This is a genomic window from Pseudorhodobacter ferrugineus DSM 5888, assembly GCF_000420745.1.
Lineage (GTDB): Bacteria > Pseudomonadota > Alphaproteobacteria > Rhodobacterales > Rhodobacteraceae > Pseudorhodobacter > Pseudorhodobacter ferrugineus.
Window position 1 is genome coordinate 95,948 of sequence record NZ_ATVN01000014.1, and the last position, 7,375, is coordinate 103,322.

Genomic DNA, 7,375 nt, shown 5'->3' on the forward strand with positions numbered 1-7,375 from the left:
ACTTCGTCCCAAACCCACGCGTGCCATCACACCCCACTCGCCGGAATGCCGGACCGCTGCACAGGCCGCGGTGCTGTCAACTCTTTCCACGTGCTCAACGCCCGGTTCACCGCGCCATTCGGCTCGCGCGCCACGAATTCGCCGTGGCCTTCTTGGCAACGGATGTCCCCATCATGCACCGCCACTTGCCCCCGCGTCAGCGTGAACCTCGGCAAGCCCTTCACAGCCTTACCCTCAAACACATTGTAATCAATGGCAGATTGCTGATGGGCCGCGCCAATCACCTTTTCCTTCAACGGATCCCACACCACCAAATCGGCATCCGACCCAACAGCAACAGCCCCCTTCTTCGGATACATCCCGAAAATCTTGGCCACATTGGTCGAGGTCACGGCGACAAACTCGTTCATCGTTATCCGGCCCGTGTTCACCCCATTGGTCCACAGCATCGGCATCCGGTCCTCAAGGCCCCCTGTGCCATTGGGGATCTTGGTAAAATCCCCTACGCCAAAGCGTTTTTGCGCCGTGGTAAACGCACAATGATCCGTCGCCACAACCGACAACGACCCACTGGCCAACCCAGCCCAAAGGCTATCCTGGTGCTGCTTGTTGCGGAACGGCGGCGACATGACCCGCCGCGCTGCATGGTCCCAATCGGCGTTGAAATACTCACTCTCATCCAGCGTCAAATGCTGGATCAACGGCTCGCCCCACACGCGCTTACCCTGCTGACGCGCGCGCCGAATGGCTTCATGGCTATCCTCACAAGACGTATGCACCACATACAAAGGTGCCCCGGCCATATCGGCAATCATGATCGCGCGGTTGGTTGCCTCGCCTTCCACTTGCGGCGGGCGGGAATAGGCGTGCGCCTCTGGCCCCGTATTGCCAGCGGCCAGCAGTTTGGCCGATAATTCCGCCACCACATCGCCGTTTTCAGCATGTACCATCGCAATCGCGCCCAAATCGGCCACCCGCTGGAAACTGGAATACAGCTCGTCATCATTCACCATCAACGCGCCTTTATAGGCAAGGAAGTGTTTGAAGCTGGTGATGCCTTTGTCCACCACCTTTGCCATGTCGTCAAAGACCTTTTCCCCCCACCACGTCACCGCCATATGATAGGAATAATCGCAATTCGCGCGGCCAGATTTATTGTGCCACATCTCCAAAGCGTCCAGCAAACCCTGCCCCGGCGCAGGCAGCGCAAAGTCGATCACCATCGTCGTGCCACCCGCAAGGGCCGCCCGCGTGCCAGATTCAAAATCATCCGACGAATAGGTCCCCATAAACGGCATTTCCAAATGCGTGTGCGGATCAATCCCGCCCGGCATAATGAAACACCCAGTCGCATCCAGCACGGTATCGCCCGACAGGTTCGGCCCAATCGCCGCAATCCGGCCGCCCTCAATCAACACATCTGCCTTATAGGTCAGATCATGGGTCAAAACCGTGCCGTTCTTGATCACTGTGGTCATGCGCTATCTCCGTCTTGAAATATGTTTATCTGGCTGGATTTAAAGGCAAATCTGCCCACCATTATTTGCGGTCAGCGGGTCAATCGTCGCGCCCGCCACATAGTAATAGCAATTGTCATTGCCCAACCTTAGGGCCGAAGGCCGCACCCCATCCGGCACCAACCCCGCAAACTCTGCCCGAGCCTCACGGCTGGCGACGGAAAAGTCGGTGGCTTGACCTTGCACACCAACAGGTCCGGCCATTGGCACAGCCACCCGGTCAGATCCTCCACCACAGGCAGCAAGCGTAACTCCGGCACAGATCACGGCTAAGGCTTTCACGCCACCACCCCGGCCACGTCCAGCACCGTGTGGAACATCACATCCGTCCCCGCCGCCGCCCATTCCGGCGAAATCTCTTCGGCTTCATTATGCGAAAGCCCGTCCACACAAGGGCACATAATCATCACCGTCGGCGCCACGCGGTTGATCCAGCAGGCATCGTGCCCCGCGCCTGAAATGATATCCATATGGCTATACCCCAACCGCTCGGCCGCCTCGCGGACCACGCTAACCAGCCCAGCGTCAAAGGTCACAGGGTCGAAATGGCCGACATCCTCAATCTCGATGCCAAGGCCAAGTTCCGCCGCCACCGCATGGGCCGCGCGCGTCACTTCGGCCTTCATCGCGTCCAGCTTTCCCTGATCGGGGGTGCGGATATCCACCGTGAAAACCGCCTTGCCGGGAATAACATTCCTTGAATTCGGGTACACATTCGCATGCCCCACAGCCCCCACCGCACCGGGTTGGTGGCTCATCGCTATCTGATGCACCCGTTCAGTAATCCGCGCCATGCCCAGCCCCGCATTCACACGCATCGCCATCGGCGTAGACCCAGTATGCGCATCCTTACCCGTCAAGGTAATCTGCAACCACCACAGCCCTTGCCCATGTGTCACCACGCCGACATCACGGCCCTCAGCCTCCAAGATCGGCCCCTGCTCAATGTGCAGCTCGATCATCGCATGCATCTTGCGCGCACCGACCACCTCGTCGCCAACCCACCCAATCCGCGCCAATTCATCGCCAAAACTTTTACCCTCGGCATCCTTGCGGCTATAGGCATAATCTTGGCTGTGCATCCCCGCAAACACGCCACTGGCCAGCATCGCAGGCGCAAAGCGGGTGCCTTCCTCATTCGTCCAATTGGTCACCACAATCGGATGCTTGGTCTTGATGCCTGCGTCATTCATCGACCGCACCACCTCCAGCGCGCCCAACACACCCAGCACACCGTCATATTTACCGCCCGTGGGCTGCGTGTCCAAATGGCTGCCCATGTAAACCGGCAGGGCATCGGCATCCGTCCCCGCCCGCGTGGCAAACATCGTGCCCATCGTATCGACACCCATCGCCATGCCTGCCGCTTTGCACCACTCGGCAAACAGCGCGCGACCCTTGGCATCATCATCGGTCAGCGTCTGGCGGTTGTTGCCCCCCGCAATCCCCGGGCCGATCTGTGCCATCTCCATCAGACTGTCCCACAACCGTTCTCCATTGATCCGCAGATTTGCTGCTGGTGCCGCCATGTCCATCACTCCCACTTGTCAGACGGGGCCTTAAAACCCCTTGCCGCGAGTCTCCTCGCCGCCCTATGCTTTTGCAACAGCGCAACACAAGCTGACCAAGCGGTCAAGAAAATTCGGATCGGCCCGCATGACACAAGACCCCCGCCCCTCAAAACGCGAAGAAACCCGCCGCGAAAATGAGCGTTTGATCTTGTCGGCCGCAGAAAAGGTTTTTGCCGAGGCTGGATTTGGCGGGGCGACCATGCAATTGATCGCAGATGTTGCGGGCCTGCCCAAGGCCAACCTGCACTATTATTTCACCACCAAAGAGGAACTCTACCGCCGCGTGGTCCAGGATATCTTTGAAATCTGGCTCCATGCCGCCGACAGTTTTGACAATGCCCCCGACCCCGCCACAGGGATCGGCGCCTATATTGACGCCAAAATGAATATCTCACGCCACCATCCGCACGGATCAAAGGTGTGGGCATCCGAGGTGATGCACGGCGCACCTGTAATCCAAGACTATCTGGAAGGCACCTTGCGCGACTGGACCAACGGGCGCATCGCCGCGATCCAAGGCTGGATTGACGCGGGCCAAATGGCCCCGATCGACCCGCGCCATTTGCTCTATATGCTCTGGGCCACCACCCAGCATTACGCCGATTTCGGCCATCAGGTCGAAACCCTGAACAACGGCGCGCCTTTGTCAGATGCCGATTGGAAACTGGCCTCTGACAATATCAAAACCATCATCCTGCGCGGCATTGGTGCCGCTTGAACCGCAAAAAGGCCCGAAATGGAAATCGAAATCCTCCGCGATCAGGAAACCCGCCTTGTCTGGCCCCGTTTCGGGGCTAATGACGCGATCAACCTTGGCCTGATCTTGCTGGACAGGGGCCGCAAAGATAACCTGCCCATTCTCATTAATATCCGCACGCCCAACCACACCTTGTTTCACGCGGCCTTGCCCGGTGCCACGCCGCTCAATGACCTCTGGGCGCAGCGCAAATCCAATGCGGTGCTGCACTATCATATGTCCTCGCTGCACCTTGGCGAAACCATGCGCGCGCGGGGCAAAACCTTTGCCAATGACGGCCTGCCTGATGCCGATTATGCGGCCCACGGCGGCAGCTTTCCCATCCGCCTTGCAGGAGGACCCGTCATCGCCGCCGTCACCGTGTCGGGCCTGCCGCAAGTTGACGACCACGCGCTGGTCGTGGCGGCGCTCACGCAGGCGCTTTGCCTCTAAACCAGCGAAAACACGCCGTAAACTTTTGGCCTAAACCCCCGAAACAAGCCTTTGGACAATAGCCCCCGCCACCCGATTCCCGGTAGCACTTCCCTACCCCCTGACACTGGGTCGGGGCGCTAACCCATAGGATCACACCATGAAAAACCTTCTTTTGACCGCCGCTTTCGCAACCTTTGCAGCCCCCGCCTTCGCCGAACCCTCCTGCACCCCCGGCACCGACCTGAAACCCGTCTGGGAATCGATCCAGGCGTTCGAGGCCGAAAGCGGCAAAGTCCTTGCCTTTAAGATTAACGATGGCGGCTGCTATGAAATCTACGGCACGCTGAACGACACCAAGATGGAAGTGTTCTTTGACCCCAACACTGGGGCCGAGCTGGACCGCATCGACGCATAATCAAACAAAAAGGGGCGCATCATGACACCCACATCTGACGTTGACGCACCCACGAAAACGGTTCAGGTCTGGGACCTCGGGGTGCGCCTTTTTCACTGGTCCTTGGTGGCGATGGTCGCCGCCGCTTATCTGACCGAAGATTTCCGCAAAATTCACCGCTACCTTGGCTATGCGGTTCTTGTCCTGATCGGTTTTCGCCTGATCTGGGGCGTGACCGGCAGCCACCACGCCCGCTTTGCCAGCTTTATCCCCGGACCTGCGCGCCTGATTGCCTATCTGCGCGATATTGTGGCTGGCCGCGAACGGCGTTACCTTGGGCATAACCCCGCAGGTGCTGCGATGATCGTGGCTTTGCTGGTGACCCTTGGCGCAGTCGGTGCCACGGGGTATATGATGGGGATGGATCGGTATTTTGGCCAGTCTTGGGTAGAAAACACCCATAAGACCTTGGTTGATGGTCTGCTTGTCCTAGTGGCTTTTCATCTTGGCGGCGTCCTCCATGCCAGCTACCACCATTCGGAAAACCTTGTGCGTGCAATGCTGACCGGCAGAAAGACCTTGGATGATCCATCCCAACACCACTGACCCAAAGACAAGCCTGGGCACAAACCCCGTCACCGTCCGCCGCACTCTGTTCCTGATCGCGGCGGCCCTACAGGTCGGATGCGGAGTGGTGTTTGTCATTGACGTCATCTCAGAATGGAAAGAATTTGACAGCTATGGCGCGTTCGAGGCTTTGGCCGTCTTGGGCCTTGCTATCGGCGCCTTTTTATCCCTGCGCGAATACCGAAGCCTTTTGCGCCGCAATACCAAAGTGGAACGCGAACTCAACGTCGCCTCCGGCGCGTTTCAAGAGGTGATCGAACAGCATTTCGACAGCTGGGCGCTCACCCCTGCTGAACGCGATGTTGCTCTTTTTCTGATAAAGGGCCTGTCGATTTCCGAAATTGCGGCCCTGCGCAACACGCGCGATGGGACAATAAAGGCCCAAAGCGCTGCAATTTACCGCAAGACAGGGGTCTCCAGCCGCACCGAACTTATCTCTGTTATGGTCGAAGAGCTTATTTCCGGCCTTAGCGTCGCAAAACGTTCAGCGTCCCTTTAAATTTCTTTGCGCTTAGGGCCTTGCCCTGTGGCGGATGGCACCTAAATAAAGTTTCATGTGTGCAGGCGCCGCCTGTACTTTTTTGCAAAGGATACACCATGTTCAAGGGTCTTACACGCAGCCTCACCCTTGTTATGGGCATGATTGTCGGCGTTCCTTACCTGATCTTGCTGGCAGTCGAATAAGCGTCCGGCTCAGTCCATCAAATGCGACAGAACACCGGCCTCAGCTTTCGTCAAACATAACCGCGCGGTAGCCTGAAACGCGCGTCTTTTTGTTGCGCGCAGCTCTGGGAATAGCCCGTAAACCTCGGCCTGAACCGCGGTTTTTAAGGCTGTTAAGTGCCGATTTTCCAAGAAAAAAGCTTTCGCTCGGCGTGCCATTGGCAAATACCACTTCGTGGCGGTCAAACAGCATATGCTGATAGCTGACAAAGCCGCCCGCCCTCTGCACAATACCTGCCGATCCGACCAAATGCTTGGCCGCAACGAACACTTCGCGTTCCGCAAAATACAAATCGGCCGATGCCGCCTCGATCAGCATACGGTGGTTCGGTAATACCGACAAAGCGCGGTGATTGCCCAGCACATCCTGTGCGATATGCACAGGCGCTTGCGCCCCGCGCGCTGGCACCACCCGCCGCCCGATCCAGCGCAGCGGCTGCACCCCGTTATCGCGCGTAACGATCCCATCGCCTTCGCGCAAATCATCAATCAACACCTCACCGCGGTTGGTCATGATCCATGTCCCCGCGGTAAAGCAAACAAACAGGTTAGAATACGGCGTCTGCCCGACAAAGTTGCCCGCACTCAGCGTGATGGAATCCCCTGCCGAAACGCCAATGGAAAAGCTGTTGTAATAGTCGCCAACCTGACCGCCGGGCGATGCAGGGTTGGTGCCTGAATAGATCCGGATCAAAAAGGCAGTTCCTGTTTGGCCCGTCGTATTGTTGGTGATTGTATAGCGGTAAACCGATTGCACCACCTGCCCCGCACCTGCAGGCCCAAAGGCCGCCGCGAGGGTTTGCTGTGATGTATCTACCGTCTGGCCGCTACCATTCGCTTCATCATCAAACACCGCGTCATCGTCCAGAACCTGCATAACCTGTGGCACGCCGGAAACCGTGAATGTTCCCGTACCAATGGCCCCGCTGGCACGTCCCAACTGGGTGTTTGAAAAGGTATGAAAGGAATAGATCGGCATTTGCGCACCCTTTACGGCCATCAAGATACAATTACAGCGACGCAAAAATACGGCGTTGCGTTTATGACTAGGTTCAGGACTCATAACCAGAATATGACGGTTGCAGCGAGTGCAATTGCTGACAGGAATACCTTTGGACAGCGGTCATAGCGGGTTGCGACGCGTCGCCAATCTTTGAGCCTGCCAAACATTCTTTCGATGCGGTTGCGGCGTTTGTAACGGCGCTTGTCGTATCGAATGGTCTTGTTGCGTGATTTGCGACCTGGGATACAGGGCCTTGTACCCCTTTCTGACAAGGCTTCGCGGAACCAGTCGGCATCATAGCCTCGATCTGCAAGCAGCCATTCTGCATTTGGCAAACTGCTCAGCAAAGCCATGGCGCCAGTGTAGTCG

At 57.7% G+C, this 7,375-nt stretch carries 10 protein-coding genes; 5 read left to right on the forward strand and 5 right to left on the reverse strand.

Translation table 11 applies throughout. The annotated features are described in order from the left end of the window. Positions 1-26 precede the first annotated feature (26 nt). The 3 genes from hydA to G560_RS0113235 all read right to left on the reverse strand — a co-directional run bounded on the left by hydA (position 27) and on the right by G560_RS0113235 (position 3,046). Positions 27-1,478 carry a dihydropyrimidinase gene (gene hydA / locus G560_RS0113225; protein ID WP_022704787.1) on the reverse strand — a complete coding sequence of 484 codons (1,452 nt, stop codon included), beginning with the start codon at positions 1,476-1,478 and terminating at the stop codon, positions 27-29. A gap of 39 nt (positions 1,479-1,517) precedes the next feature. Next, entirely contained in the window at positions 1,518-1,721 is a 204-nt protein-coding gene (locus G560_RS0113230; protein ID WP_155947275.1) for a hypothetical protein, read from the reverse strand. A 74-nt stretch (positions 1,722-1,795) separates the two neighbouring features. Then, positions 1,796-3,046, reverse strand: coding sequence for a Zn-dependent hydrolase (locus G560_RS0113235; protein ID WP_028914078.1), 1,251 nt, complete (start codon positions 3,044-3,046; stop codon positions 1,796-1,798). Between the two features lie 127 nt (positions 3,047-3,173). Between G560_RS0113235 and G560_RS0113240 the strand changes: the two genes are divergently transcribed. From G560_RS0113240 to G560_RS19305, 5 genes are all read left to right on the forward strand, one after another. Further along, positions 3,174-3,806: a TetR/AcrR family transcriptional regulator gene (locus G560_RS0113240; protein WP_022704790.1), complete on the forward strand. Its 633-nt coding sequence runs from the start codon at positions 3,174-3,176 to the stop codon at positions 3,804-3,806. Between the two features lie 18 nt (positions 3,807-3,824). Beyond that, the gene (locus G560_RS0113245) at positions 3,825-4,277 is read left to right on the forward strand and encodes a heme-degrading domain-containing protein (protein ID WP_022704791.1); all 453 of its coding nucleotides are present in this window, start codon (positions 3,825-3,827) and stop codon (positions 4,275-4,277) included. A gap of 139 nt (positions 4,278-4,416) precedes the next feature. Then, a complete protein-coding gene (locus G560_RS0113250) occupies positions 4,417-4,674 on the forward strand; it encodes a PepSY domain-containing protein (RefSeq protein ID WP_022704792.1) in 258 nt (85 codons plus the stop codon). A gap of 21 nt (positions 4,675-4,695) precedes the next feature. After that, complete coding sequence (locus tag G560_RS0113255; RefSeq protein WP_022704793.1) at positions 4,696-5,259, forward strand: cytochrome b/b6 domain-containing protein; 564 nt, start codon at positions 4,696-4,698, stop codon at positions 5,257-5,259. Beyond that, positions 5,237-5,779, forward strand: coding sequence for a helix-turn-helix transcriptional regulator (locus G560_RS19305; RefSeq protein WP_022704794.1), 543 nt, complete (start codon positions 5,237-5,239; stop codon positions 5,777-5,779). Before G560_RS0113255 ends, G560_RS19305 begins: the two co-directional genes overlap by 23 nt. Positions 5,780-6,004: 225 nt before the next feature. On the opposite strand, the gene G560_RS20030 is transcribed toward G560_RS19305, so the two are convergent. Beyond that, a complete protein-coding gene (locus tag G560_RS20030) occupies positions 6,005-6,982 on the reverse strand; it encodes a Hint domain-containing protein (protein ID WP_162140866.1) in 978 nt (325 codons plus the stop codon). An 80-nt stretch (positions 6,983-7,062) separates the two neighbouring features. Beyond that, the coding region (locus G560_RS20705) for an IS5 family transposase (RefSeq protein ID WP_155947277.1) at positions 7,063-7,375 on the reverse strand (313 nt) is incomplete at its 5' end.

Bases quoted from the DNA above. Each gene is read 5' to 3' on its own strand.
- hydA (WP_022704787.1), bottom strand. From the start codon at position 1,478: ATGACCACAGTGATCAAGAACGGCACGGTTTTGACCCATGATCTGACC.
- G560_RS0113235 (WP_028914078.1), bottom strand. From the start codon at position 3,046: ATGGCGGCACCAGCAGCAAATCTGCGGATCAATGGAGAACGGTTGTGG.
- G560_RS20030 (WP_162140866.1), bottom strand. From the start codon at position 6,982: ATGCCGATCTATTCCTTTCATACCTTTTCAAACACCCAGTTGGGACGT.
- G560_RS0113250 (WP_022704792.1), top strand. From the start codon at position 4,417: ATGAAAAACCTTCTTTTGACCGCCGCTTTCGCAACCTTTGCAGCCCCC.
- G560_RS0113240 (WP_022704790.1), top strand. From the start codon at position 3,174: ATGACACAAGACCCCCGCCCCTCAAAACGCGAAGAAACCCGCCGCGAA.
- G560_RS0113230 (WP_155947275.1), bottom strand. From the start codon at position 1,721: ATGGCCGGACCTGTTGGTGTGCAAGGTCAAGCCACCGACTTTTCCGTC.
- G560_RS0113255 (WP_022704793.1), top strand. From the start codon at position 4,696: ATGACACCCACATCTGACGTTGACGCACCCACGAAAACGGTTCAGGTC.
- G560_RS0113245 (WP_022704791.1), top strand. From the start codon at position 3,825: ATGGAAATCGAAATCCTCCGCGATCAGGAAACCCGCCTTGTCTGGCCC.
- G560_RS19305 (WP_022704794.1), top strand. From the start codon at position 5,237: ATGATCCATCCCAACACCACTGACCCAAAGACAAGCCTGGGCACAAAC.